Raw genomic sequence first — 24,855 nt, forward strand, 5'->3', positions numbered from 1 at the left:
CTGCCGCAACATCCAATATTGCCAGTCCGGTCTTAACCCTCGCTTCTCCTCAAACACGTGATGTGCCGCTTTAACGCAGCTGTCTCGAACAGACCCTCAGCCTTGCTCATCGAATGACTGATCCATATCCAGCGCCGGTCGGGCGTGCTTCGGCTTGCCGACCTGCCGCGCTGGGTTACCCACAACCGTCGTATGCGGCTGAACCGGATGCAACACGATGCTTCCCGCACCAACCTTCGCGCCTTCACCGATCTCGATATTGCCGAGGATCTTCGCGCCTGCGCCGATCATCACCCCGCTGCGCACCTTGGGGTGACGATCGCCGCCTTCCTTGCCGGTGCCGCCCAGCGTCACGCCCTGCAGGATGGACACATCATCACCTACGACCGCCGTTTCGCCGATGACGATGCCCGTGCCATGGTCGAGCATGATGCCGCTGCCGATCCGGCTGGCGGGGTTGATATCGATGGCCAGGCGTTCGTTGCAGCGCGCCTGGATGAACATCGCCAACAGGCGTTCGCCTTGGCCATGCAGATGATGGCCGATACGGTATGCCTGCAGCGCAAGGAACCCCTTGGAGAACAGGAACACTTCCAGCGCTGTGTCGAACGCCGGGTCGCGACTGACGATCGCCTGCAGGTCGCGCCAGGCCGAATCGGTCAGCTCCGGGGCCTGGCGGTGAATGCCGGCGAAGCGCTCGGCCAGCGCCTGCTGTTGCTCGGGGGTGTCCGCCAGGGTGCGGCCGACTCGATGGGCGAGGGCGCAACCGAAATTCGGCTGTTCGATGATGGCTTGCCGGAAGACGGCGGCCAGCGTCGGTTCGCTATCCATAGCCCGTTCCGTCTGGCTGCGCAGGGCGCTCCATGAGGCGCTGGCGGTATGCATTGACATGGCGAAATCCTTATGGAGATTGGGCGCAGGGTAAAGGCCAGGGGCTTATCGATACAACCGTATCAGCCGCCAGTTTTTCATCGCTTTCGGGAAGGGATGCGCCTCTCCCGGACGCTCGTATCGGGCTGCGGTGATCGGCTATCCTGCTTGTCCCTGCCGCATCCCCGCCCGGCAGGCCTGTCGGAAGGCTGTCATGCTCATCAGCAAATTACCCAATGTCGGCACCACCATCTTCACCACCATGTCCCAGCTCGCTGCCGAGGTGGGTGCGATCAATCTTTCCCAGGGCTTTCCGGATTTCGATGGGCCGCAGGCGCTGCGTGAAGCCGTGACGCGGGCGGTCATGGACGGGCGTAACCAGTACGCGCCCATGGCCGGGCTGCCGGCGCTGCGCGAGCAAGTGGCAGTCAAGGTCCGGTCGCTGTATGGCCGGGAGGTGAGCGCGGACAGTGAAATTACCATCACGCCGGGCGCGACCCAGGCGATCTTCTGCGCCATCCATGCGGTGGTGCGTGCCGGTGACGAGGTGATTGTCTTCGATCCCTGCTACGACAGCTACGAGCCGGCGGTGGAGCTTGCCGGTGGGGTCTGCATCCACCAATCGCTGAGCCTGCCGGATTTCTCCATCGACTGGCAGAAGCTGGCCGATGCGATCACCCCGCGTACACGGATGATCGTCCTCAATACGCCGCACAATCCCAGCGGCGCCCTGATCGATGGCGCGGATCTGGAGCGCCTTGCCGCTCTGGTTCGCGAGCGTGACATCTATCTTCTCAGCGACGAAGTCTACGAACACCTGGTGTTCGACGGGCGCGAACATGCCAGCGTCCTGCGCCACGAGGAGCTGTATCAGCGAGCCTTCGTGATCAGTTCGTTCGGCAAGACCTACCACGTCACCGGCTGGAAGACCGGCTATGTGGTGGCGCCGCCGAACCTGACGGCCGAGCTGCGCAAGGTACACCAGTACGTCAGCTTTACCGGCGTGACCCCGCTGCAATGGGCGCTGGCGGAGTTCATGGCGGCGCATCCGGAGCATGTTCGCGAGTTGCCGGCCTTCTACCAGGCCAAGCGCGATCTGTTCTGCGATCTGCTCTCAGGCTCGCGGTTCGGCTTTACCCGCACGGCAGGCACCTATTTTCAGCTGGCCGATTATTCGGCGATCCGTCCCGATCTGGATGACGTGGCCATGGCCCGATGGCTGACCCGCGAGCACGGCGTGGCGAGCATTCCCATTTCGGTGTTCTACCAGTCGCCGCCCGCGAACCTGCGGCTGGTGCGTTTCTGCTTCGCCAAACAGGAGGAGACGCTGCGCCAGGCAGCGGAAAGACTATGCGCGATCTGACCATGCTGCCCGACCTCGAACTGGCCCTGATCCAGACCAGCCTGATATGGCAGGATGCCGCGGCCAACCGCGCGCATTTCGCCGAGCTGCTGGAGCAGGCGCGCGGCGCCGATCTGGTCATCCTGCCGGAGATGTTCACCACCGGCTTTTCCATGAACTCGGCGGAGCTGGCCGAGCCGGAGGAGGGCCCGACCTACGGTTGGATGCGTGAACAGGCCGCGCGGCTGAATGCCGTGGTCACCGCCAGCGTGATCATCGAGGCGGCCGACGGCAGCCACCGCAACCGCTTGCTCTGGGCCCGGCCGGACGGCGAAATCATGCATTACGACAAGCGCCACCTGTTTCGCATGGCCGGCGAGCACGAGCATTACACGCCGGGCGAGCGGCAGGCCCTGTTCGAGCTGAATGGCTGGCGGGTGCGACCGCTGATCTGCTACGACCTGCGTTTTCCGGTGTGGAGCCGCGACGCGCACGGCACCGATCTGCTGTTCTACACCGCGAACTGGCCGGCTGCCCGGCGCAAGGCCTGGAACCGGCTGTTACCGGCACGCGCCATCGAGAACCTGTGTTTCGTCGCCGGCGTGAACCGCGTCGGCGAGGACGGCAAGGGTTACCCCTACAGCGGCGACAGCCAGGTACTGGATTTCCTCGGCGATCCGCTGCTGGAGGCCGGCGCCGGCGCCGGCGTGTTCCGTTGTACCCTGCGTGCCGCGGATCTCGCGGCGTTTCGCGAGCGTTTTCCGGCCTACCGTGACGGCGACGACTTCGAGTTGAAGGTCTGAATTCGTCACGAGCATTGCGCAGGCTGGAAAATCGCGAAGCGTTCCAGCCTACGTCCCGTCTGCTTGCCTCTTGCCACGATCTGTCAGCGCCGCGATCTGTCGATCCTGGATGCGCGCAAGACCGATGACCGAAACGCCTGCGCCGAGCAAGGCCATGAGCATGTCCGATTGCGTATCCCAGGGATCACCCTGGGTGCCAAGGAATTCTTCCGCGCCTTGCCCGGCGATCAGCGCGACCCACCATTCGATCATTTCGTAGAAGGCGCTGAACGCCAGCGCTACGCACAGCGAAAGAAAACCGAGCATGGCGCCCGGGCCGAGAAACCTGAGCCGGACCAGGATTTCCCTCGCCAGCAGAGCCGGAACCAGGCCCTGCATCAGATGCCCGAGCTTGTCGTAGGGATTGCGCTGAAGGTCGAACACATCCTGTACCCAGAAGCCCAGCGGCACGCGCGCATAGGTGTAGGCGCCACCGAGGATCAGCACCAGCGCATGGAAGGCGATCAGCAGGTAGAGCAACCGGGTGAGTGGAAAGCGTCGATAGCTCAGCAACAGAACGGGCGCCGCGAGCAGTACCGGCGAGACCTCGAGCAGCCAGGTCGCATGATCGTAGGGGGCGATGCCCGAGACGATCAGCGCCAGCAGCACCGTCAGCCCGAGTACCGTATAAAAAACGTTCTGCTGCATGTCATCCCTGCTTCGAGGCTGCCCGGGCGCCAGCATGCCGGGCGGCCACAATGATCGCAACAGCCCAAGGCCTCAGCGGCTGGCCAGCGATTTGCGCGGACCGCAGCTTCGCGGATCGACCGCGCCGACATGGGGATTGGCATTGCCCTGTACGCAGGCGATACGCCGGTTGCGCCAGTGTTCCCATTCGCTGATCGGGTACTGGCGGTTCCAGATTTCGTAGAGGCGTTTGTCCTGCCTGGACAGGCGCAGGTCGTAGCGCTCGCTCATGTACAGGTAGGTGCGGGCAATGGCGCCGCGGCTGTATTCCGGCGGCATCGCCGTGCGTTGCTTGAAGTTCACCACGAAGGGACAGGCGCCGTACTGGCTGGGCTTTTCGCTGAGCATGCCGAAGCCGTAGTTGCTGCGGTCGCCATTGACCTCGCCGACCACCGGCACCAGGTTGTGCAGGTCGGCTTCGGCCTTGCTGAAGACGGGGTCCTTCGAGGTGCACTGCTTGCGCCCGCCCTGTTGCCAGCACTGGCGCTGATGGCCGATCACCCAGGCCGGGACTATGTGTTCCCACTCGACGCGTGCGGCGCGTTTGGGTTGCTTGCGTGGAATGTAGCCGCAGCTGGCAAGGTCGATCCGATTGCCTTCGAAGGCGCAGCCGCAATAGAAATCCACCGGGCGTTCGGCATAGATCGTCCAGGCGATCTTCTTGGCTTCGCGAAAGGTACGTGGCGCATCGGCCTGGGCCGAGGCGAAAGGCAGGAACAGCAGCAGAAGCAGGGCAAGCTGGGGCATGGGCATCTCGACGACGAACTGAGAGGCGCATCCATGCGAAGGGCCGACATATTAGCCGCTGGCTCTGAGAGAATCATTAGAAATCAGTGTGTTAGGCGGCTTTTCCTGAGTGCGCCAGCCCGGTTGATCCACAGCGAGGCAAGAATGAGCGCGCCACCGATCGCCAGCAGGTCGAGCCGGGTTTCGCTGCCCCAGACCAGCAGGTTGATGACCAGCCCGACGGGCACCGACAGGTTGTTCATCACCGCCAGCGTGCCGGCGTCGACCAGGGTCGCGCCCTTGTTCCAGCAGAACTGGCCGAGCGCCGTGGCCAGCACGCCCATCCACAGCAGCACACCCCATTGGGTGGGCGTCGTCGGCAGCCGTTCGGGATCGCCCAGTATCAGCCAGGCCGGCAATACCACCAGCAGGGCGCCCAGGAAGAAATAGCCGAAGCGGCGGTGCAGCGGGATCTGCGATGGGTAGTGTGCAGCGAGATGCTTGTAGCCGACTTGGCCGGCGGCGAAGGTGAAGTTAGCCAGTTGCAGCAGCAGGAAGCCACCGAGGAAGTCGCCGCTGAGGTCGTCATAGCGGATCAGCCCCGCGCCGAATACGGCCACCGTGGCCGCGAGAAACGCCCAGGGATTGAAGCGCCGGTTCAGCGCGTCGTCGATCAGTGCCACATGGAGCGGCGTCAGCACCGTGAACAGCAGCACTTCGGCCACCGTCAGCACATTGAAACTCAGGTACAGGCACAGGTAAGTGACGCCGAACTGCAGCATGCCGACCAGCGTCACTCCGGCGATGAATCCCGGCGCCACGCCGCGCCAGCGGGTCATCGGCAGAAAGATCAGGCCGGCCAGGACGACACGGGTGAGCACGGCGAAATAACTGTCCACCGCCCCGGCCAGATAGACGCCGATCAGGTTGAAGGACAGGGCCCAGAGCAGGGTGACGAAAATCAGGTAAGGCATGCCGGCTCCTCGACGAAGGCCGGCGACCTTAACGGGTTGATCGAGAAGAAGAAAGGCTCAGAACACGGCCATTCTGCTCACGCCGACTTCAGGGTCGCCATGTCGATCACGAAACGGTATTTCACATCGCTCTTGAGCATTCGCTCGTAAGCCTGGTTGATCTCGTCCATGCGGATCATCTCGATGTCCGCGACGATGCTGTGCTCGGCACAGAAGTCGAGCATCTCCTGCGTCTCGGCGATACCGCCGATCAGCGAGCCGGCAATGCGCCGGCGCTTGAAGATCAACCCGAACACGCTGGGCGAAGGGTGCGGCGAGGCCGGCGCGCCGACCAGGGTCATGGTGGCGTCGCGCTTGAGCAGATTGACGAAGGCATCCAGGTCGTGTGGTGCGGCCACGGTGTTGAGAATGAAATCGAAGCTGTTGGCGTGCGAGGCCATTTCGGCCCTGTTCTTCGAGATCACCACCTCGGAGGCTCCCAGGCGGAGCGCGTCGTCCTTCTTGTCCGGTGATGTGGTGAACAGCACGACCTTGGCGCCCATGGCGTTGGCGATCTTCACCGCCATGTGGCCCAGCCCGCCGAGGCCGACCACGCCGACCTTCTGGCCCGGGCCGACCTTCCACTGGCGCAGCGGCGAATAGGTGGTGATGCCGGCGCAGAGCAGCGGCGCGACGGCGGCCAGGTTGTCGGTATGACTGATGCGCAGCACATATTTCTCGTCCACCACTATGGTGTCCGAATAGCCGCCGAGGGTGTTCTCGCTGCCGCCGAACGCCGAGCCGTTGTAGGTGCCGATGAAACCGTTCTCGCAGTACTGCTCCAGGCCCTCGCCACAGGAGGGGCAATTGCGGCAGCTGTCGACCAGGCAACCGACGCCGGCGATGTCATCGACCTTGAAGCCGCTGACCGCCGAGCCGACGGCCACGACGCGACCGACGATCTCGTGGCCGGGAACGGATGGATAAAGGGTGTTGTTCCACTCGTTGCGGGCGGTGTGCAGGTCGGAGTGGCAGACACCGCAGTAGAGAATTTCGATCTGGACGTCACGCTCGCCCAGCGCGCGGCGTTGAAAGCTGAACGGAGCGAGGGGCGTCGTGGGATCAAGGGCGGCATAGCCCTGGGCATCTATCATGTTCGTGTCTCCGTGGGGGAAGCAGTGAGGGCAAAGGGTTGTCGGATTCGGCAGTCCAGTCAACGAGGGAATCACATGAGCGAAGAACCGAAGTCGGATTGGGATCCACGATCCGCTGATGCACTGGCTGACCAGATCGCCGCCTATGATGCGCTACGGGCACGTTGTCCCGTGGCGTACAGCGACTACCTGCAATGGTCCTTGCTGCGCCATGCCGACGTCATGCAGGTATTGCTGGACCACGAAACCTTCAGCAGCGCGGTATCCAGTTATCCCTCGGTGCCCAACGGAATGGACCCGCCAGAACACGGCTTGTTTCGCCGGCTGATCGAGCCGTACTTCGCGCCCCCGCGCATGCAGGCGTTCGAGCCTCTCTGCCGTGCGATCGCCAGCGAGTTGGCCGCCGCGCTGCCAAAGGCCGGTGACGTCGAGCTGATCGACGGCTTTGCCCAGGATTTCGCGCTGCGTATCCAGTGTGCGTTCATGGGGTGGCCGGGCGACCTGCATGAACCCTTGCGCCAGTGGACCCGCAAGAATCACAGGGCGACCCTGGCAGGTGCCCACGCCGCGAAAGCCGAGGTTGCACTCGAGTTCGACGGCTACATTCGCGGCATTCTCGAGGCGCGCCGCGCCGAGGATCATCTGGCCGGTGACGATCCCACAGATCGCCTGCTCGCCGAGCGGATCGAGGGACGCCCCCTGAGCGACGAGGAGATCGTCAGCATCCTGCGCAACTGGACGGTGGGCGAGCTGGGAACCATCGCCGCTAGTGTCGGCATCGTCACGCATTATCTGGCTGCGCGGCCGGAACTGCAGCGACAGCTGCGCCAGGATCTGTCGCTGCTGCCGGCGGCCATCGACGAGATCCTGCGTATCGACGCGCCTCTGATCGCCAACCGCCGGATCACCACCCGTGCGGTGGAACTTGGTGGTCGCCGGATCGAGGCGGGGGAACGCTTGACCTTGCTCTGGGCTTCGGCCAATCGCGACGAGGATGTATTCGACGATCCCGATGCGTTTCGCCTGGATCGCGACCCCTCGTTGAATCTGCTCTATGGCGCGGGCATTCACGTCTGTCCAGGCGCACCGCTGGCGCGCCTGGAGTTACGTGTGGTGATGGAGGAGCTGCTGAGGCAGACGCTCCATATCGCCCTGGTGCCCGATCAACCACCGGTCCGGGCGTGCTACCCGGCCGGCGGCTTCAGCGAGCTGCCGTTGCGTATCGGCTGATTCTGACTTTCGCGAGGAGTTTGATGTGGCGAGCCCGCCAGGAACTCGCCGGTCGGCTCAGGCTGCCTTCGCCTCAGCCATGCGTACCGCGCGGTTCAGTGCGCTGAACAGGGCGCGGATGCTGGCGGTGGTGATGTTCTCGTTGATGCCGATACCGTGCAGCGGCCGCTCACCGTCCAGGCGCACCTCGATATAGGCCGCGGCCTTGGCATTGCTGCCGGCGCCGATGGCGTGCTCGTGGTAATCCATGATTTCCAGCTTGACCGGCAGCGACGCCACCAGCGCCTCCAGCGGGCCCTTGCCGATACCGCGCAGGTTCAGGGTTTCGCCGTCGTTGCTGACTTCCACCTCCAGCGCGCTGGTGCCGTTCTCCTCCTGCAGGCGATGGCTCTTGAGCGCGTAGGGTGCGGTCGCCTGCAGATATTCGGCTTCCAGCAACGCGTAGATCTGGGCGGCGCTCATTTCCAGGCCGAGGCGGTCGGTTTCCTGCTGCACCACCTGGCTGAACTCGATCTGCATGCGGCGCGGCAGGCTGATGCCATATTCCTGCTCGAGCAGGTAGGTGATGCCGCCCTTGCCGGACTGGCTGTTGACGCGGATCACCGCTTCGTAGCTGCGACCGATGTCCGCCGGGTCGATCGGCAGGTAGGGCACTTCCCAGAGGCCGTTCGGATCCTGCTGGGCGAAGCCCTTGCGGATCGCATCCTGGTGCGAGCCGGAGAAGGCGGTGTGCACCAGATCGCCGACGTAGGGATGGCGCGGATGCACCGGCAACTGGTTGCATTCCTCGACCACCTTGCGCACGGCGTCGATGTCGGAGAAGTCCAGTTGCGGATCGACGCCCTGGGTGTACATGTTCAGCGCCACGGTCACCAGGTCGACGTTGCCGGTGCGCTCGCCGTTGCCGAACAGGCAGCCCTCGACACGATCGGCGCCGGCCATCAGGCCCAGCTCGGTGGCAGCTACGCCGGTGCCGCGGTCGTTGTGGGTGTGCAGGCTGATCAGCACGCTGTCACGCTTGTTGATATGGCGGCCGAACCACTCGATCTGGTCGGCATAGATGTTCGGCGTGGCCGCCTCGATGGTGGCTGGCAGGTTGAGGATCAGCTTCTGCGCAGGCGTCGGCTGGAACACCTCGATCACCGCGTTGCATACCTCGACGGCGAAATCGGTCTCGGTGGAGCTGAACACCTCCGGCGAGTACTCGAAGCGCCAGGCGGTTTCCGGTGCCGCGTCAGCCAGGCGTTTGATGACCTGCGCCGCGTTGACCGCGATGTTCACCACGCCGGCCTTGTCCTGGTTGAAGACGATGCGACGGAAGCTCGGTGCGGTGGCGTTGTAGTAATGGACGATGGCCCGCTTGGCGCCCTTGAGCGACTCGAAGGTGCGGGTGATCAGGTCCTCGCGGGCCTGGGTCAGCACCTGGATGGTGACGTCATCGGGAATGTGCTTGCCTTCGATCAGTTCGCGGACGAAGTCGAAATCGGTTTGCGAGGCCGAGGGAAAGCCCACCTCGATTTCCTTGACACCCACCGCGACCAGGGTCTTGAAGAAACGCATCTTCTTCGCCGCGTCCATCGGCTCGATCAGCGACTGGTTGCCGTCGCGCAGGTCGGAGCTCAGCCAGATCGGCGCTTGGGTGATGGTTTTCGAAGGCCAGGTGCGATCCGGGATATCGATTACAGGAAAGGCGCGATATTTTTGCGATGGGTTTTTGAGCATGGTCATGGCGTTTCCTTGAAGGCTCTCGCGGCGGCTGTGCTTCGGCGCCGGTGTTTCAGAAGATTTGTGGTGCGAAGTTATTCCTGGGCGGGTGTTTCGTGCAAGCGCTTGAGAAAATTTGGCAGAGACGGTCTTCGAGTCGGTGATCAGTGGTTTTTTATGCTGAAGAATGATTGAAAAGGTGCGCTTGCTTGCGATAAATATTGCGGCCTCATGTCGCAGCGGCTGGCTGCCGCGCGCGTGCGATCATCCAGCCATTCCCACGAAGGGTAAGTCGCTGTTTACCAAGGACTCGCCGGTGACACGCAAACGGCTATCGACAATCAGTATCTGGCTTGGCCTGTTCGCCATGCTGATGATTCATGTCGGCCCGTTGTTTTCGGCGGTTCAGCTGGGCGAAGCAACCGAATCCCACGCCGAGCATGCACAGCCTGGCTCGGCCCATGGGCATCACCAGCAGAGTTCCTCAGCGGAACCTGGTTGGCTGGCAGCACTGGATCTCTGCGGCTATTGCGAGCTGCTGACGGTCAATCCGCCGCTCGCGCTTTCCGTCGATCTGGTTCTGCCTCACCATCAGCCGGATCACTTCCAACCGCTTCCCGAGCGGCCGCTACCGTCGGTTCCGCGCCGTAGCAGCGGCTATCCACGCGCGCCGCCGTATTTCCACAGCTGACATTCATCAGCCGCCTCGTAGCGGTTTCATCAAATGCAGAAGTGGAAATTCCTATGTCCAGTATTACTCGTGGCTGTGGGGCGCGTGTGCGCCTGTCCGAGCGTTTTTCGATTCAACCCTCCCGTCTGCGTTGGCAGTTCGCCCATGCGACCTTGCTGGGTCTGCTCGCCAGCGGTGCGCTGGCTGCCGAGGCAGATCACACCGGTCACGACGAGCATGCTGCCGCGGTCGAGCTCGCGCCGATGGTAATTACCGGAGTTGGCCAGCAATCCCCGCTGACGGTCGTTACCGACCCGAAGATCCCGCGCCAGCCGATGCCGGCCAGCGACGGCGCCGACTACCTGAAGACCATTCCCGGTTTTTCCGCTGTGCGTAACGGCGGTGTCAACGGCGATCCGGTGTTCCGCGGCATGTTCGGTTCACGCCTGAAACTGCTGTCCAATGGCGGTGAAATGCTCGGCGCCTGCCCGAACCGCATGGATTCGCCTAGCTCCTATATCAGCCCGGATACCTTCGACAAGCTGACCGTCATCAAGGGCCCGCAGACCGTGCTCTGGGGGGCCGGTGCATCGGCCGCCACCGTGCTCTTCGAGCGCGAGCCGGAGCAGTTCAGCGAGCCGGACTACCGCATCAATGGCAGTCTGCTGACCGCCTCCAACGGTCGCTTCGACCGTAATCTGGACGCCGCCGCCGGCAACAGTCAGGGCTATGCACGGCTGATGGCCAACAGCTCCCAGGCGGATGATTACGCCGATGGCAACGGTGATACCGTGCCGTCGCGCTACGACAAGTGGAACGCCGATGTGGCACTGGGCTGGACGCCCGATGAAGACACGCTGATCGAGCTGACCGCTGGCCGCGGCGATGGCTACGCACGCTATGCCGGGCGCGGCATGGATGGCAGCCAGTTTCAGCGCGAAAGCCTGGGGCTGCGCTTCGAGAAGAGCAATATCGGCGAGACGTTCTATGGGTTGGAGGCGCAGGTTTACTACAACTACGCCGATCACATCATGGACAACTACAGCCTGCGCGATTTCGTGCCGACCTCGATGATGAAAATGCCGACACTGTCGCGTGTTGATCGCCGCACTCTCGGGGGGCGCCTGGTCGGCACATGGCAGTGGACCGATGTCGAACTCAAGGCCGGCGTCGACGCGCAGCGCAGCGAGCATCGCAAGGTGATGAATCCAGACCTGCACGTGAATCAGATGGTCGCCGCGGCCGGCAGTGACGCCTTGCCCTGGGTGCCGGACGCGATGCTGCATAGCTACGGCGTCTTTGGCGAATTGACCTGGCAGCTCAGCGAGCGCGAGAAGTTGATCAGCGGCCTGCGCCTGGATCTGCACGAAGCGACCGATGAGCGAGAGTATTTCAACAGCCATCATCCGACGCTCAAGAACCCGATGGGCATGCCAATCAGTCAGGATTGGGACAACCCTACCGCCGGCGAAACCCGTCGCGACACGCTCTACAGCGGCTTCCTGCGCTATGAGGAGGAACTCGTCAGCCTGCCCGCGACCTGGTATGCCGGTCTCGGCCACGCCGAGCGCTTCCCCGACTACTGGGAGCTGTTCGTTTCCAATCCCGGCCCGGTGGGCACGCTGCAACCGTTCGACTCGGTGCGGCCGGAGAAGACCACGCAGCTGGACGTTGGCCTGCAATACGCCAAGGGGCCGCTGGAGGCTTGGGTTTCTGCCTATGCCGGTTTGGTCGAGGACTACATCCTGTTCAGCTATGTGCCCGGCGTGATGCCCGGCATGCTTCGCGCCGAGGTCAGCAACATCGACGCCACCATCGCAGGTGCTGAAATGGGCGCCAGCTACCGTTTCACCAGCAACTGGAAGGGTGATGCGAGCCTGGCCTACGCCTGGGGCAAGAATCGCAGCGACGATCGCGCCATGCCGCAGATTCCGCCACTGGAAGGGCGTCTGGGCCTGACCTACGAGCGTGACAACTGGAGCACCAGTGGCCTCTGGCGCGTGGTCGCCTCGCAGGGACGGGTCGCCGAGAATCAGGGCACGGTGGTCGGCAAGGACTTCGACGAGAGCGCCGGCTTCGGCGTGCTGGCGGTCAACGGCGCCTACCGGCTGAACAAGAACTTCAAACTCAGCGCGGGCGTCGACAACCTGCTCGACAAAGCCTACAGCGAGCATCTCAATCTGGCCGGCAGTGCCGGCTTCGCCGATTACGGCCTCGAGCCTACCAGTCGAGTCAACGAACCGGGTCGCACCTGGTGGGCGCGGGTCGACATGAGCTTCTGATTCATCGCTGACAGGGGCGGGAGCAATTCCCGCTCCGGACGTAGGTTGGCGCTGAGGCGCGGGGTGCAGGGGCAGCCCGCGGCGCTGGCATCAGGGATGAAGCAATGGGCAGTGCCAAAGGCCAGCCATGTGCTTCGTGCCTCAGCGCCAACCTACGATTAGCAGGTCGTTGAAAACTACCGGCGTTGGCAACACTTCATAAAAAACAGCTGTTAGCTTGTCACTTCGGCCGGATGCGCTTCCGGCTGCTGCAGCGCCGGCGCGCCACGCTGCATCAGCGACTCGCTCCAGCCTCGCATGTCTGCGCCGCTCGGGTGCTGAAATACGCGCAGACCGAATTCCGGAAGGATCGATAGCAGGTGGTCGAAAATGTCCGACTGAATCGCCTCGTACGGTACCCAGCTCACGGTGTTGGTGAAACAGTAGATCTCTAGCGGCAGCCCATCGGCCGTGGGTGCCATCTGACGCACGATAAATGTCATGTTCTGATGAATGCCCGGGTGGCTGCGTACATAACGTTCGACGTAGGCGCGGAAGGTACCGATATTGGTGATGCGTCGAGTATTCACCGGCTCCTGCCCACGCTCGGCCAGCCTGGTATTCCAGGTATCGATGTCGCGCTGCTTCTCGGCCAGATAATCTTCCAGCAAGCTGAAACGATGCAGGTGTTTGCATTCCTCTTCGCTGAGAAAGTGCACGCTTTGTTGGTCGAGAAAGAGGCTGCGCTTGATCCGGCGGCCACCACTTTCCTGCATGCCGCGCCAGTTCTTGAATGAATCGGAAATGAAGCGCTTGGTCGGGATGCTGGTGATGGTCTTGTCCCAGTTCTGCACCTTGACGGTGTGCAGGGCGATGTCGATCACGTCGCCATCGGCGTTCAGCTGCGGCATTTCGATCCAGTCGCCGACGCGTATCAGGTCGTTGGAGGTGATCTGCACGCTGGCCACCAGCGACAGCAGGGTGTCCTGGAAAATCAACATGAGCACCGCCGCCATGGCGCCAAGGCCGGAAAGCAGGATCAGCGGCGAACGGTCGATCAGGGTGGCAATAATCAGGATGGTGGCGATGGCGTAGAGCACGATCTTGACCACCTGCAGGTAGCCCTTGATCGGGTGCAGATGGGCATCGGAGCGGCGCTGGTAAAGCAGGTTGATGATGTCCATCACCGCGCCCAGGGCGAGCGCGATGGTCAGCACGATAAATCCGCCACAGACGTTGCGCACCACGGTCACTGCCGCCTCCGGAAGCCCCGGCACGGCGTTGATACCGACCGACAGCACCAGTGCCGGGACGATATTGGACAGCCGTTTGATGATGCCGAAATCCTGCAATTCGGCATCGCGCGCATGGCGCAACAGGCCATAGAGCCCGCGCACCAGGATGCGCTTGACGATCCAATTCGACAGCCAGGCGGCAAATATCAGTGCGGCGCAGGCGACCAGTGTCTGCAGTTCAGGGTGGGCTCTGAGCCAGTCCAACCAGCCGGCAAACTCGTCAGTCATTCAATACTCCGTCAGTACTTGATACAGCGGGACGTGCTGCAAGGAGGCGGACCTTAACAAAATCCACCCGTGCAGTCCCGGCAGAGACTGGTACGAGCTGCCGTCCGGCTCAGCGAATGAATTCGCGGCTGATGGATTTGAACAGTTCGGTACCGGCGCGCTCCATCCATTCGAAGGCAACCATCTCGCGCGAGACGATCTGCGCACCGGCCTGGCGCATGCGCTGCAACGCCAGTTCCTTGTCCGAGGCGCGGCGCGAGCTGACCGCCTCCTCGACGACGAACACCTGGCTGCCATGCGCCAGCAGGTCGAGCACGGTCTGCATCACGCAGACATGGGTTTCGCAGCCGCAGATCACGAACTGCTTGCGATCGCCGCCTGGGCGCTTGAACAGCTCGCCGTCTGCGGCGGAGGAAAACTCCATCTTTTCCAGGATGGACTCGGCCGCCACACCTTCGCGCAGGATGGCTGCGGTCGGGCCCAGGCCCTTGCTGTACTGCTCGGTGAGCAGCGTAGGCACGCTGACCCGCCGCGCGATCTGCTGCAACCAGGCTGCGTGCTCGATCATGCTGTCGCTGTCGAGGATGGCTGGCAGCAGGCGCTCCTGGATGTCGATGATCAGCAGGGTGGATTCCGTGGCCTTGATACGCATGTCGGTAGCTCCTTTCTTGTTTTGATTCAGGGTTTGAACGCGCCGATGAAGATCGCTGGATCGACGCGCGCATCGTTGAGGCTGACATTCCAGTGCAGGTGCGGCCCGGTGGCGCGACCGGTGGCGCCGACCTTGCCGAGGATTTCGCCACGACCGAGCGGGTCGCCGACCTTCACGTCGATTTGCGAGAGGTGACAGAACATGCTGATCAGCCCCTGGCCATGGTCGACGAACACCGTCTTGCCATTGAAGAAATAGTCGCCGGTGAGGATCACCTTGCCGGCCGCTGGCGCCTTGATCGGTGTGCCGGCCTTGGCGGCGAAATCCAACCCCGAATGCGGGTTGCGTTCTTCGCCGTTGAAAAAGCGGCGCAGGCCGAAAGGCGACGAGAGCGGGCCGTCGACAGGTTTGTCGAACAGCAGGTTGCTGGGCTGGTTGGGGCTGAATTGTCGGTAGGCTTCGGTCTGCTCGGCCAGTTCCCGCTCGATGCGTTTGAGGTCGTCGGGGTTCGGATTGACCTGGCGTTTGTTCTTCAGAGTGATGTGCTGCGCACGGTACTCGCGGGGCTCGACCTGGAAGCTGCGCTGGCTGCCATCGACCTCGACCTGTTGTGCGCCGGGCTTGGCCGTGAGCGGAACACCGAGGATGGTGATCCAGCGCTGCCCGTCCTCGTGGATCACCAACGCCGGCTTGCCCTGGTAGCGCACCTGCGGCGCCGCGGGGCCGTTGCCCAGATCGACCACGGCGACGCCGCCCGGCACCGGCTTGTTCAGCAGGCGGGTGATGAAGCCTTCGGCGTGGGCGGATTGAGCCAGGCACAGTGCCAGGAAGAGCGTCAGGAGGTACGGCATGCGGGCGTTCCGTTTGTCAGGAGCGCTCATCGTCGCGCAAAGCAGCCTTCGGGGGGAAGGGTGGGTGTAACGGAGGATGACGTCGGGTGAACGATGGGTTTTTTACAGCAACGGCAGGGTCACCGGTTCGAGATGGTTGTCTTCCACCCGCACATCCAGTTCGCCTTCGCCGAGCCGCGCTTTCAAGCGTTGGCCAGGGTGTGTCTGGCTGGCGTTGCGGATCGCCTGTCCACGGTCGTCCAGGAGAATGCTGTAGCCGCGCGACAGCGTCGCCAGCGGACTGACGATATGGAGCGTCTGAACCAGCCCCTGCAAGTGCTGGCGGCGGCTCTTCAGGGTTTCCTGCATGGCGCGAGGCATGCGTTGGGACAGATGCTCCAGACGCTGGCGCAGCATCGCCAGCGTACGTCCCGGATGCTGCGCACCCAGGCGGGTGTCGAGTCGGGCCAGGCGCTCCTGGCCCGCGCAAAGACGACGGTCGATACCGCGCAACAGGCGTTGTTCCAGATCGTCGATGCGCTGCGCCTGTTGTTGCAGGCGCTCGCCGGGATGACGCAGGCGGCGGGTCAGGCCATCGAGGCGCGAGCCTTCACGATGCAAGCGTTCGCGCATGCGCAGCAGCAGGCGCTGGCGCAGGCTTGCCAGGCGCTGGCGAACATCCGTACTGCTGGGCGCCAGCAACTCTGCAGCCGCTGAAGGTGTGGGCGCGCGCACATCGGCGACGAAGTCGGCGATGGATACGTCGGTCTCGTGGCCGACGGCGCTGACGATAGGCGTCTGGCAGGCGGCTACGGCACGGGCGATGGCCTCTTCGTTGAAGCACCAGAGGTCTTCCAGCGAACCGCCGCCACGCGCCAGGATCAGGGCATCGAAGCCGCCACGATCGGCCAGTTCGATGGCACGCACGATCTGTGGCGTCGCCTCGCAGCCCTGGACGGCGGTGGGCACCAGTGTCAGCGCCACATGGGGCGCTCGGCGGCGGAACACGGAGATGATGTCGCGAATCACCGCGCCAGTCGGCGAGCTGACGATGCCGATCCGCTGCGGATGGGCAGGCAGGGTACGTTTGCTGGCGGCGTCGAACAGGCCCTCGGCGGCGAGCTTTTCCTTCAGCGCCTCGAAGGCCAGGCGCAAGGCGCCATCGCCGGCCGGCTCCAGCGAGTCGAGAATCAGCTGGTAATCGCCGCGCCCCTCGAACAGCGAGACCTTGCCTCGCACCTTGACGGCCAGGCCGTCGCGCAGCGCCTGGCGCACCCGGGTGGCGTTCTGGCGGAACAGTGCGCAGCGTATCTGGGCGTTCTTGTCCTTGAGCGTGAAATAGATGTGGCCGGAGGCGGGGCGGGCGAGGTTGGAGATTTCACCTTCGACCCAGACCTGGGCGAACACGTCTTCCAGCAACAGCCGGGCGCGGCCGTTGAGCTGGCTGACGGTGAGGACCTCGCGGTCGAGATTCAGGCGCTGGAAGGGATCGTTGAGCATGGGCGGCATGATAAGCGTTGGCGAAGGGGTGCGGCAAAATCTCGCCGGACGGCTGCAGTAATTGGCGCAGCCCCGTACCATTCGCCCTTTTTACGTGGCCGGAGCTCTTCGGCGTGACACATGTACGGTGCGGCGCAAGCCTTGCGCTGCCGTGCAGCATTGAATTGGGAGCTGTTTTTCATGAGCAAGCAGATTCGTATCGGCATCGCCGGTTACGGCAACCTCGGGCGGGGCGTCGAGGCGGCGATCGCGAAGAACCCGGACATGACGCTGGTGGGGATTTTCACCCGCCGTGCCCCGGCCGATCTCGTACCGCTCGGCCCACGGACGTCGGTGTACGCGATGGGTGCGCTGGCCGAACACCAGCAGGCCATCGATGTGCTGATTCTCTGTGGCGGCTCCAAGGACGACCTGCCTGCGCAGGGGCCGCAACTGGCGGCGATGTTCAATACCGTGGACAGCTTCGATACCCATGCGCGGATTCCCGAATACTTCGCCGCCGTAGACGAGCCGGCACGGGCGAACGGCAAGACAGCGCTGATCTCCATCGGATGGGACCCGGGCATGTTCTCCATCAATCGGCTGTACGGCGAAGCGCTGCTGCCCGATGGCGTGACCTACACCTTCTGGGGCAAGGGATTGAGCCAGGGTCATTCCGATGCCGTGCGCCGGGTTCCCGGGGTGAAGGCGGGCGTGCAGTACACACTGCCGTCGCCCGAGGCGATCGAGCGCGTGCGCAGCGGTGCGCGTCCCGAGCTGAGCACGCGCGAGAAGCACACCCGTGAATGCTTCGTGGTGCTGGCCGAAGGTGCCGATGCGGCGACGGTGGAGCAGGCCATCGTTGGCATGCCGAACTACTTCACCGACTACGACACCACCGTCAACTTCATCAGCGAAGACGAGCTGCGCCGTGATCATCAGCGCATGCCCCATGGCGGTTTCGTGATTCGCAGCGGCAACACCAGCGAGCCTCATGCACAGGTCATCGAGTATTCGCTGCAGCTGGAGAGCAATCCCGAGTTCACCGCCAGCGTGCTGGTGGCCTATGCACGTGCGGCGTACCGGCTGAACCAGCAGGGCCAGATCGGCGCGAAGACGGCCTTCGACGTGGCGCCGGGGCTGCTGTCGCCGAAGTCGCCCGAGCAACTGCGGGCCGAGCTGCTGTAAGCCGGAGCCTTGCCTTCGTGCAGGAGCCGGCAAGCCGGTTCCTGCATCTTTCTTAAGAGTTTTCCATGAGCGACCGCCAGTACATCATCGTTCCACAGGTCTCCAGCTACCCTGGCTCGCAGGCTCGCGCCCGCAAGATCCTTCGCTGGTTGACCGGGCTCGGCATCGTCGAGCCGCAGCTCAGCGCCTGCGGCATGCGCCCCGGCGCACTCGGCCATGCCATGGCGCCGGGAGCGGAAAGGGTGCTGGACCTGCCGACGGGTGTCAGCCTGCCGCTGGACCAGCCGCGCACGGGGCTGGAGATCGTCACCGAGCGCTGCATCTTCACCCCCGAGCGTGATTTCGAGAAGCAGGCCGGCTGCCCGCAATGTCGCCGCGAGATCGGCGAGGCGTTGTTCGAGCATCTGGAAGCCTGGATGCCCGGCGAAACCGATAACTTCGAGTGCCCCGAATGCGGCTTCGAGGACGACATCAACGGCTTCATCTTTCCTCAGCCGTGCGCCTTCAGCGATCTGGGCTTCATTTTCAACAACTGGCCGGGCGAGTATTTCCTGCGCGCCTTTCTCGATGAGTTTCGCGAGCGCCTGGGCTTTCCGATCCGTTTGGTGAGGGTGCGCCTGCAAGAAGATCCGGCGCGACGATAAGGTCATCGGCGCGTTGAGCGCGGGCGTGCTGGTGGGTATAATGCCGCGCTTCCTTTTTCCCGCCTGGGAGCCCCCGCCATGCTGCGTATCAGCCAAGAAGCCCTGACGTTCGATGATGTTCTCCTGATCCCGGGATATTCCGAGGTTCTGCCGAAGGATGTCAGCCTGAAAACCCGCCTGACCCGCGAAATCGAGCTGAACATCCCCCTGGTTTCCGCAGCCATGGACACCGTCACCGAAGCCCGCCTGGCCATCGCCATGGCGCAGGAAGGCGGCATTGGCATCATCCACAAGAACATGAGCATCGAGCAGCAGGCTGCCGAGGTGCGCAAGGTCAAGCGGCACGAGACGGCCATTGTCCATGACCCGGTGACCGTGACGGCCGAGACCAAGATCAGCGAGCTGCTGCGCAAGGCGCGCGAGCTGGGCTTCTCCGGCTTTCCGGTGGTGTCCGGCAAGGAGTTGGTCGGTATCGTCACCGGCCGCGACCTGCGCTTCACACCCAATACCGGTGATACCGTTGCGGCGATCATGACGCCCAAGGAAAGCCTGATCACCGTTCAGGAAGGCACGCCGCTGGAAGAGATCAAGGCCAAGCTCTACGAGCACCGCATCGAGAAGATGCTGGTGGTCGATGGCAACTTCCACCTGCGCGGCCTGGTGACCTTCCGCGACATCGAGAAGGCCAAGAGCTACCCGCTGGCCTCCAAGGACGAGCAGGGCCGTCTGCGCGTCGGCGCTGCCGTGGGCACCGGTGCGGACACCGCCGACCGTGTCGAGGCGCTGGCCGCTGCCGGTGTCGATGTGGTGGTGGTGGACACCGCGCACGGCCATTCCAAGGGCGTGCTCGATCGCGTGCGCTGGGTGAAGGAGAACTTCCCGAAAGTCCAGGTGGTCGGCGGCAACATCGCCACCGCCGAAGCCGCGCTGGATCTGGTCAAGGCCGGCGCCGATGCGGTCAAGGTCGGTATCGGTCCGGGCTCGATCTGCACCACGCGCATCGTCGCCGGTGTCGGCGTGCCGCAGATTTCCGCCATCGCCAACGTTTCCGCCGCGCTGGAAGGCACCGGCGTGCCGATGATCGCCGATGGCGGCATCCGCTTCTCCGGCGACCTGTCCAAGGCCATCGTCGCTGGCGCCAACGCGGTGATGATGGGCTCGATGTTCGCCGGTACCGAAGAGGCGCCGGGCGAGATCGAACTGTTCCAGGGCCGTTCCTACAAGGCCTACCGCGGCATGGGCTCGCTGGGCGCCATGTCCCAGGCCCAGGGCTCCTCGGACCGCTACTTCCAGGATTCCTCCGCCGGCGCCGAGAAGCTGGTACCCGAAGGCATCGAAGGCCGCGTGCCGTACAAGGGCACTCTGGCGGCCATCATCCATCAACTGATGGGCGGCCTGCGCGCCTCCATGGGTTACACCGGCAGCGCCACCGTCGACGAGATGCGTAGCAAGCCGCAGTTCGTGCGCATCACCGGCGCCGGCATGGCCGAGTCCCATGTGCATGACGTGCAGATCACGAAAGAGGCGCCCAACTACCGGGTCGGTTGATCCAGCCTCGATTAACAGGCGCTGGAAGCTGGAAGCTGGAAGCTTGAAGTCGCGACTTCGGGCCTCTGCTTCCAGCTTCTGGCTTTCAGCTTCAAGCTTTTTCCGAAGGAAAGCCCCATGTCTCATCCCGACATTCACGCCCACCGCATCCTGATCCTCGACTTCGGTTCCCAGTACACCCAGCTGATCGCCCGCCGCGTGCGCGAGCTTGGGGTCTATTGCGAACTGCACCCCTGGGACATGAGCGACGAGGACATCCGCGCCTTCGCCCCACGCGGGATCATCCTTGCCGGCGGCCCCGAGTCGGTGCACGAGGAAGGCAGCCCGCGCGCGCCGCAGGCGGTGTTCGATCTGGGCGTGCCGCTGTTCGGCATCTGCTATGGCATGCAGACCATGTCCGAGCAGCTGGGCGGCAAGGTGCAGGGCTCGGACGTGCGTGAATTCGGCTATGCGCGGGTCGACCTGGTCGGCAAGTCGAAGCTGTTCGACGGCATCGAGGACCACATGGACGACGACGGTGTGTTCGGCCTCGACGTCTGGATGAGCCACGGCGACAAGGTCACCGAGCTTGCGGAAGGCTTTCACATCATCGCCAGCACGCCCAGCTGCCCGATCGCCGCGATCGGTGACGAGGCCCGCCGCTACTACGGCGTGCAGTTCCACCCGGAAGTGACCCATACCAAGCAGGGCGGTCGCATCCTGTCGCGCTTCCTGCTGGAAATCTGCGGTTGCGAGGCGCTGTGGACGCCCTCGAACATCGTCGAGGATCTGGTCGAGCAGGTCCGCGCCCAGGTGGGCAGCGACAACGTGCTGCTGGGCCTTTCCGGTGGTGTGGATTCCTCGGTGGTCGCCGCATTGCTGCACAAGGCCATCGGCGACCAGCTGACCTGCGTCTTCGTCGACAACGGCCTGCTGCGCCTGCACGAAGGCGACCAGGTGATGGCGATGTTCGCCGAGAACATGGGCGTCAAGGTGATCCGCGCCGACGCCGAAGCACAGTTCCTCGAGAACCTCGCCGGCGAGGCCGACCCGGAGAAGAAGCGCAAGATCATCGGCCGCACCTTCATCGACGTCTTCGATGCCCAGGCCAGCAAGCTCGACAACATCCAATTCCTCGCCCAGGGCACCATCTACCCGGACGTGATCGAGTCCGCCGGCGCCAAGAGCGGCAAGGCCCACGTGATCAAGTCGCACCACAACGTCGGCGGCCTACCGGAAGAAATGAACCTCAAGCTGGTCGAACCGCTTCGCGAACTGTTCAAGGACGAAGTGCGCAAGATCGGCCTCGAGCTGGGCCTGCCTTACGACATGGTCTACCGCCACCCCTTCCCGGGCCCGGGCCTGGGCGTGCGCATCCTCGGCGAGGTGAAGAAGGAATACGCCGATCTGCTGCGTCGCGCCGACCACATCTTCATCGAAGAGCTGCGCAACTTCGACTGGTACCACAAGACCAGCCAGGCCTTCGTGGTATTCCAGCCAGTCAAATCCGTGGGTGTGGTCGGCGACGGTCGCCGCTACGCCTGGGTCGTCGCCCTGCGCGCGGTGGAAACCATCGACTTCATGACCGCCCGCTGGGCGCACCTGCCCTACGAGCTGCTGGAAAAGGTCTCCAACCGCATCATCAACGAGATCGAAGGCATCTCCCGCGTGACCTACGACGTGTCGAGCAAGCCGCCGGCGACGATCGAGTGGGAATGATCGGGCGTCTGGAACGAACCGGCACCGATTAGCAAAAAATGCCCTGAAGCCCGCGTAATTGCGGGCTTTGTGGTTTCCGCGTCTGGCAATCACTGGCAGCTTTTTGCATCGCCAAGCAACGATTTCCTATGGCATGGTAGTGGGCATTGATCGAGCCCAATGCCATGCTCAAGCCAAGTACCATGCTGCGTCTTTCCCAAGTGTCATGGTATTAAATTTCTATATGCTGCTGATTTTAAAGAAATTTCTGTATAGAAAGGCTGGCTTTTTGAGCATGGTATTTTTTCAGGAGAGTTCTGGAAACCATGCTGACCGATACCAAGCTGCGGCACCTCAAGCCCAAGGACAAGCTCTACAAAGTGAACGACCGTGACGGCCTCTATGTAGCCGTCACGCCTGCTGGTTCGATCTCGTTCCGGTACAACTACTCGATTCACGGTAGGCAGGAGACCATCACTTTCGGACGTTATGGTGTCGGCGGAATAAGCTTGGCTGAAGCCCGTGAACGACTGGGCGAGGCGAAGAAATTGATCGCCGCCGGTAAGTCTCCAGCGAAGGAAAAAGCGCGAGATAAGGCGCGTATCAAGGACGCAGAAACCTTTGGCGCCTGGGCTGATAAGTGGCTGCGCGGTTACCAGATGGCCGATAGCACCCGCGATATGCGTCGTTCGGTCTACGAACGCGAGCTGAAGCCTAGGTTCGGCAACCAAAAGTTGGTCGAAATTACGCACGAGGACTTAAGAACCCTCACAGACGCAATTGTTGAGCGTGGGGCACCCGCCACGGCAGTGCATTCACGGGAGATTGTGTTGCAGGTATACCGCTGGGCAATCGAACGTGGCCAGAAGGTAGAGAACCCGGCCGATTTGGTGCGCCCTGCGACGATAGCTAGATTCGAGCCGCGTGATCGAGCGCTGACGCCTGACGAAATCGGCTTGATGTACCAATATATGGAGCGTATCGGCACGGCTTCTTCGGTGCGAGCGGCGGCCAAACTCCTGCTACTGACCATGGTGCGTAAGAGCGAGCTGACCAATGCAACGTGGAGCGAGGTTAACTTCAGTGAAGCGCTTTGGACGATTCCCAAGGAGAGGATGAAGCGGCGCAATCCACATTTGGTGTTTCTTTCCCGGCAGGCGCTGGACATTTTCATAGCGCTGAAAACCTTCGCAGGCGGTTCGGAATACGTCCTTCCATCGCGCTATGACTCCGACGCGCCTATGAGCAGCGCAACGCTCAATCAGGTGCTGACGTTGACCTACCGTTTAGCCCAGAAAGAGGGGCAATCGCTGGGCAAGTTCGGTCCGCACGATTTGCGCCGCACGGCCAGCACGTTGCTGCATGAGGCGGGATACAACACTGACTGGATCGAGAAATGCTTGGCACACGAGCAGAAAGGTGTACGGGCCGTTTACAACAAGGCTGAGTACCGTGATCAGCGCAGGGCGATGCTGCAAGATTGGGCTGACATGATTGATGAATGGACACTCCGAAAGCGCCCCACTAATGGCTGAAACCCCTCCTTGCACTAAGCCCCAATAATATTTCTATCGGTACCAAAGCCTATACGCGTAAATATTTTTTGTCCCGATACTGACGTTTGTCGGACAAGTTCACTGTTCCGGTTTCATCGAGAAAAAACAAATGAAAAACAAGGAAATAGGATAAGTAGGTTTTCCGAGAATTAGACGTTTGCGGGACAGTAACTTGCTGATCTGTAAAGGGAAAAATAGCCAAACGGTGCTGGAAATTACCGGAAAAAGAGGGCAAAAATCCGACCTCGAAAGAAGACATAGACGAGGTTTCCGGTATGGAGAGGGAAGCGAGGAATACGAACAATGTGCTAATCAGCAAGAAGCAATTGCTGGCCATGATCCCGCTTTGCGAACGCACGATTTACAACTTTGAGAAACAAGGAAAGTTTCCGCGCCGTATTGCTCTTAGCAGTCGAAAGGTCGTGTGGAATCTGGCTGAGGTCGAAGCATGGATTGACACCTGTATTCATTCCGGCTCGGCACCCCGCCCAGGGATGGAGGGCTGAGCTGTGGCGATTGACTTACAGGCAGCGTTCGAGAGCGAGCCGCCGACGCTGGACTTCATATGGCCAGGCTTCCTTGCCGGAACAGTCGGTGCGTTAGTGGCTCCTGGCGCAACGGGTAAGAGCTTCTGGGCGATGGAAGCAGCGATGTCCGTCGCGTGCGGTGCAACGGTCGAAAGTCGGGTCTCCGGTGGAGACCTAGTAGGCCTTGCTCCTGCGAAAGCTGGTCGCGTTATCTATTACGCTGGAGAGGATCCAGAGCCGGCGTTGGTGGGGCGCATTCACGCTATTGGTAAACATCTGAGCCCCGAAGCGCGGACGGCGATAGTAACAAACCTCCTAGTCATGCCGATCATGGGAAACCTGATGGACGTAATGAACAGAAGGAAGTGTGCAGAGGTGATTGAGCTTTGTGAGGGTGCTCGTTTGATCGTTCTGGATACATTGAGCCGTATCCACACGCTTGACGAGAACAGCAACGGTGAGATGGCACGGCTTGTCGCGAAGCTAGAGCATATCGCGGCTAGCACCGGGGCAGCAGTTCTCTATCTGCACCATGTCAGCAAAGGGAGCACCCGCGACGGTCAGACGGATCAGCAACAGGCAGCGAGAGGCGCTTCCGCTCTTATCGATAATGTTCGGTGGTGCGGATTCGTCACTAGGATGAGCCAGGACCAGGCAAAGAGCCTCAGCGACCGCGCCTATGATCTGCAGCCAATAGGTAACGACCGCAAGAATCTCTTCGTTCGTTTCGGTGTGAGCAAACAGAACTACGATGCCACCCCGGGTTCTACCCCGTTTCCACGGACGGTTTGA

Annotated in this window: 22 protein-coding genes; 12 read left to right on the plus strand and 10 right to left on the minus strand. The window is 62.6% G+C overall.

From position 1 onward, the window contains the following. Positions 1–96: 96 nt before the first annotated feature. Positions 97–891 (minus strand): serine O-acetyltransferase, encoded by a 795-nt coding sequence (cysE, locus tag EA795_RS19720; RefSeq protein ID WP_122079061.1) that lies wholly within the window; start codon positions 889–891, stop codon positions 97–99. Positions 892–1,084: 193 nt separating this feature from the next. On the opposite strand from cysE, the gene EA795_RS19725 reads away from it, so the two are divergent. Beyond that, on the plus strand, positions 1,085–2,233 hold the full coding sequence (locus tag EA795_RS19725; RefSeq protein WP_014853442.1) for a pyridoxal phosphate-dependent aminotransferase: 1,149 nt from the start codon (positions 1,085–1,087) through the stop codon (positions 2,231–2,233). Beyond that, a complete protein-coding gene (locus tag EA795_RS19730) occupies positions 2,221–3,015 on the plus strand; it encodes an amidohydrolase (protein WP_014853443.1) in 795 nt (264 codons plus the stop codon). Before EA795_RS19725 ends, EA795_RS19730 begins: the two co-directional genes overlap by 13 nt. Positions 3,016–3,063: 48 nt before the next feature. Here EA795_RS19730 and EA795_RS19735 read toward each other — a convergent pair whose 3' ends face one another. From EA795_RS19735 to EA795_RS19750, 4 genes are all read right to left on the minus strand, one after another. Further along, positions 3,064–3,702, minus strand: coding sequence for a DUF2238 domain-containing protein (locus EA795_RS19735; protein ID WP_122079063.1), 639 nt, complete (start codon positions 3,700–3,702; stop codon positions 3,064–3,066). A gap of 72 nt (positions 3,703–3,774) precedes the next feature. Next, the gene (locus EA795_RS19740; RefSeq protein ID WP_122079065.1) at positions 3,775–4,488 is read right to left on the minus strand and encodes an endonuclease; all 714 of its coding nucleotides are present in this window, start codon (positions 4,486–4,488) and stop codon (positions 3,775–3,777) included. 83 nt (positions 4,489–4,571) lie between these two features. Then, positions 4,572–5,441: a carboxylate/amino acid/amine transporter gene (locus tag EA795_RS19745; RefSeq protein WP_058077432.1), complete on the minus strand. Its 870-nt coding sequence runs from the start codon at positions 5,439–5,441 to the stop codon at positions 4,572–4,574. Positions 5,442–5,518: 77 nt separating this feature from the next. Continuing rightward, positions 5,519–6,574, minus strand: a complete 1,056-nt coding sequence (locus EA795_RS19750; protein WP_058077431.1) for an NAD(P)-dependent alcohol dehydrogenase — start codon at positions 6,572–6,574, stop codon at positions 5,519–5,521. Positions 6,575–6,649: 75 nt separating this feature from the next. On the opposite strand from EA795_RS19750, the gene EA795_RS19755 reads away from it, so the two are divergent. After that, the gene (locus EA795_RS19755; RefSeq protein WP_014853448.1) at positions 6,650–7,804 is read left to right on the plus strand and encodes a cytochrome P450; all 1,155 of its coding nucleotides are present in this window, start codon (positions 6,650–6,652) and stop codon (positions 7,802–7,804) included. A gap of 57 nt (positions 7,805–7,861) precedes the next feature. On the opposite strand, the gene leuA is transcribed toward EA795_RS19755, so the two are convergent. Further along, complete coding sequence (gene leuA / locus EA795_RS19760) at positions 7,862–9,532, minus strand: 2-isopropylmalate synthase (protein WP_122079067.1); 1,671 nt, start codon at positions 9,530–9,532, stop codon at positions 7,862–7,864. 316 nt (positions 9,533–9,848) lie between these two features. On the opposite strand from leuA, the gene EA795_RS19765 reads away from it, so the two are divergent. Beyond that, entirely contained in the window at positions 9,849–10,199 is a 351-nt protein-coding gene (locus EA795_RS19765) for a DUF2946 domain-containing protein (RefSeq protein ID WP_122079084.1), read from the plus strand. A gap of 53 nt (positions 10,200–10,252) precedes the next feature. Continuing rightward, entirely contained in the window at positions 10,253–12,460 is a 2,208-nt protein-coding gene (locus EA795_RS19770; protein WP_122079069.1) for a TonB-dependent copper receptor, read from the plus strand. A 212-nt stretch (positions 12,461–12,672) separates the two neighbouring features. On the opposite strand, the gene EA795_RS19775 is transcribed toward EA795_RS19770, so the two are convergent. The 4 genes from EA795_RS19775 to xseA all read right to left on the minus strand — a co-directional run bounded on the left by EA795_RS19775 (position 12,673) and on the right by xseA (position 16,944). Next, complete coding sequence (locus EA795_RS19775) at positions 12,673–13,962, minus strand: mechanosensitive ion channel family protein (protein ID WP_122079070.1); 1,290 nt, start codon at positions 13,960–13,962, stop codon at positions 12,673–12,675. Between the two features lie 109 nt (positions 13,963–14,071). Next, the gene (locus EA795_RS19780; RefSeq protein WP_122079073.1) at positions 14,072–14,614 is read right to left on the minus strand and encodes a hydrolase; all 543 of its coding nucleotides are present in this window, start codon (positions 14,612–14,614) and stop codon (positions 14,072–14,074) included. 26 nt (positions 14,615–14,640) lie between these two features. Continuing rightward, positions 14,641–15,465 (minus strand): M23 family metallopeptidase, encoded by an 825-nt coding sequence (locus EA795_RS19785; RefSeq protein WP_122079075.1) that lies wholly within the window; start codon positions 15,463–15,465, stop codon positions 14,641–14,643. Between the two features lie 102 nt (positions 15,466–15,567). Next, the gene (gene xseA, locus EA795_RS19790; RefSeq protein ID WP_122079086.1) at positions 15,568–16,944 is read right to left on the minus strand and encodes an exodeoxyribonuclease VII large subunit; all 1,377 of its coding nucleotides are present in this window, start codon (positions 16,942–16,944) and stop codon (positions 15,568–15,570) included. Between the two features lie 180 nt (positions 16,945–17,124). Here xseA and EA795_RS19795 point away from each other — a divergent pair, with 180 nt between their 5' ends. The 7 genes from EA795_RS19795 to EA795_RS19825 all read left to right on the plus strand — a co-directional run bounded on the left by EA795_RS19795 (position 17,125) and on the right by EA795_RS19825 (position 24,855). Next, complete coding sequence (locus EA795_RS19795; RefSeq protein ID WP_122079088.1) at positions 17,125–18,111, plus strand: diaminopimelate dehydrogenase; 987 nt, start codon at positions 17,125–17,127, stop codon at positions 18,109–18,111. Positions 18,112–18,176: 65 nt separating this feature from the next. Further along, complete coding sequence (locus tag EA795_RS19800) at positions 18,177–18,755, plus strand: hypothetical protein (RefSeq protein WP_014853457.1); 579 nt, start codon at positions 18,177–18,179, stop codon at positions 18,753–18,755. Between the two features lie 78 nt (positions 18,756–18,833). Further along, on the plus strand, positions 18,834–20,303 hold the full coding sequence (guaB, locus tag EA795_RS19805) for an IMP dehydrogenase (RefSeq protein ID WP_122079076.1): 1,470 nt from the start codon (positions 18,834–18,836) through the stop codon (positions 20,301–20,303). 117 nt (positions 20,304–20,420) lie between these two features. Next, positions 20,421–22,001 (plus strand): glutamine-hydrolyzing GMP synthase, encoded by a 1,581-nt coding sequence (guaA, locus tag EA795_RS19810; protein ID WP_122079078.1) that lies wholly within the window; start codon positions 20,421–20,423, stop codon positions 21,999–22,001. Between the two features lie 305 nt (positions 22,002–22,306). Continuing rightward, positions 22,307–23,515 (plus strand): tyrosine-type recombinase/integrase, encoded by a 1,209-nt coding sequence (locus EA795_RS19815; protein WP_122079079.1) that lies wholly within the window; start codon positions 22,307–22,309, stop codon positions 23,513–23,515. A gap of 296 nt (positions 23,516–23,811) precedes the next feature. Continuing rightward, positions 23,812–24,042, plus strand: a complete 231-nt coding sequence (locus EA795_RS19820) for a helix-turn-helix transcriptional regulator (protein WP_122079081.1) — start codon at positions 23,812–23,814, stop codon at positions 24,040–24,042. 3 nt (positions 24,043–24,045) lie between these two features. Continuing rightward, positions 24,046–24,855: a helicase RepA family protein gene (locus EA795_RS19825; protein WP_122079082.1), complete on the plus strand. Its 810-nt coding sequence runs from the start codon at positions 24,046–24,048 to the stop codon at positions 24,853–24,855.

Origin of the sequence: Stutzerimonas nitrititolerans (assembly GCF_003696285.1) — a bacterium.
Lineage (GTDB): Bacteria > Pseudomonadota > Gammaproteobacteria > Pseudomonadales > Pseudomonadaceae > Stutzerimonas > Stutzerimonas nitrititolerans.